The 1,677-nt window shown below is 76.3% G+C and carries 3 protein-coding genes; all 3 read right to left on the bottom strand.

Features of this window, described 5'->3' with window-relative positions:
- A partial coding sequence (locus ABZ641_RS36270; RefSeq protein ID WP_359988752.1) for an adenylate/guanylate cyclase domain-containing protein occupies positions 1-774 on the bottom strand: 774 nt, incomplete at its 3' end.
- 160 nt (positions 775-934) lie between these two features.
- Complete coding sequence (locus ABZ641_RS36265; protein WP_359988750.1) at positions 935-1,138, bottom strand: aroma-sacti cluster domain-containing protein; 204 nt, start codon at positions 1,136-1,138, stop codon at positions 935-937.
- On the bottom strand, positions 1,135-1,677 hold a 543-nt coding region (locus tag ABZ641_RS36260; RefSeq protein WP_359988748.1), incomplete at its 5' end, for an iron-containing redox enzyme family protein. The genes ABZ641_RS36260 and ABZ641_RS36265, both read right to left, overlap by 4 nt.

Here is a 1,677-nt window from a genome sequence, read left to right as displayed (position 1 = left end):
GCTGCCCCGGTCGCCGTACGGGCGGCAGCGGCCGGCGCCGTGCCGCACCCCGGTGCGGGCCAGCCACTCGCGGACCAGCCGGGTCTTGCCGAGCCCGGCCTCGCCGTGCACGGTGAGCAGCCGGGCGCCGCCCGCCACGGTGCGCGCCAACGCCTCGTCCAGCAGCCGCAGTTCGGCCTCGCGGCCGACGAACGGGGTGTCGAAGCGGCGGAGCAGCTCCGGGGCGTCGCCGTGCAGGGCCAGCAGCCGGTGCGCGGGGACGGGCTCGGTCTTGCCCTTGAGGGCGAGCGGGCCGGCCGGCTCGGTCAGCGCCGCGTTCGGGCCGATCGCCCGCAGGGTGTCCGGGCCGATCAGGATCTCGCCGGCGGCGGCGTTCTGCTCCAGCCGGGCGGCCACGTTCACCACCTCGCCGGAGACCAGCGCCTGCCGGGCGGAGGCGTCCGTACTGGCCACCGCCTCACCGGTGTTGACGCCGATCCGGACGTTCAGCCGCACCCCGAGGACGGCGAGCCGGTCGTTCAGCCCGGCCAGCGCGTCGACCATGTCGAGGGCGGCGGCGGCCGCCCGGCGGGCGTCGTCCTCGTGCATCACCGGGATGCCGAACACGGCCATCACCGCGTCGCCGATGAACTTCTCGACCCGGCCTCCGTGCGCCTCGATCCGCTCCGTCATCAGCTCGAAGTACCGCAGGGTCACCGAGCGCAGCGCCTCCGGGTCGAGCCGGCCGGAGAGCGCGGTGGAGCCGACCAGGTCGCAGAAGAGCACGCTGACCATCCGGCGTTCGTCCGCACGGGCCGCGGACACGGCCGCGGCGGCGAGCGCGGCACCGCAGTACGGGCAGAAGCGGGCACCGGCGGGCGGCTCACCCGCGCAGCTGGGACAGGCCACGGCGGCCTCCTCTCCGAAGAAGTGACGGAACGTCAGGACCGGACGATCAGAACAGGGCGCCGCCGGCCACCGTGGTGTGCGCCTGCACCTCCGGCTCCACCTCGTCGAGGCGCGCCTTGAGGTCGAGCAGCAGCGCCAGCTCCTCCGCGCCGAGGGTGCGGAACACGCCCAGCTGCTCGTCGGTGAAGGTGGCGACGGGGAAGCCGGCCGCGGCGAGGGCGGTGAGCACGGGGTCGTCGGCGGGGTTCATGCGGGGTCTCCAGAGGACGGGCCGGGGTGGGCCAGCGAACGGAACAGATGGGTGGTGGCGGTGACGGTGTGCAGGGCGCTCACCGTGACGGCGCTCTCCTGCCGGACGTCCAGCGGCAGACCGTCCAACAGGGCGTCCAGGTCGGCCCGGTGGCCGGCGTCGAGCACGGCGTGGTCGTGCACGGTGCGGAAGGCCGCCGTCGGCAGACCGGTCTCCGCGGCGAGCCGGCCGGCCAGCCACGGCGCCGGCGCATGGCCCTCCAGCACCGTCATGTAGCCGAGCAGGGCCACCGGGTGGACGTGCTCGATCCAGTAGTACTGCGGGCCGACCAGCCGGGCCGCGGCCACCGGCGGCGGACCCGCGTCCGGCGCGGCGCCGGCGGCCGCCAGGTCCTCCAGCAGCCAGTCGTCGTGGCCGCGCTCCTCCTCGACGTGCCGCTCCAGGTAGGCGCCGAGCGGCCCCGCCACCCGGTCCCCGGGCCCGGCCGCGGCGCAGCGCCGCGCGGCGAGCTCCATCAGCGGCACGGAGGCCCGCACCAC

Origin of the sequence: Kitasatospora sp. NPDC007106, from assembly GCF_040634455.1 — a bacterium.
GTDB lineage: Bacteria > Actinomycetota > Actinomycetes > Streptomycetales > Streptomycetaceae > Kitasatospora > Kitasatospora arboriphila.
This window is presented reverse-complemented; position numbering and strand designations above follow the sequence as displayed.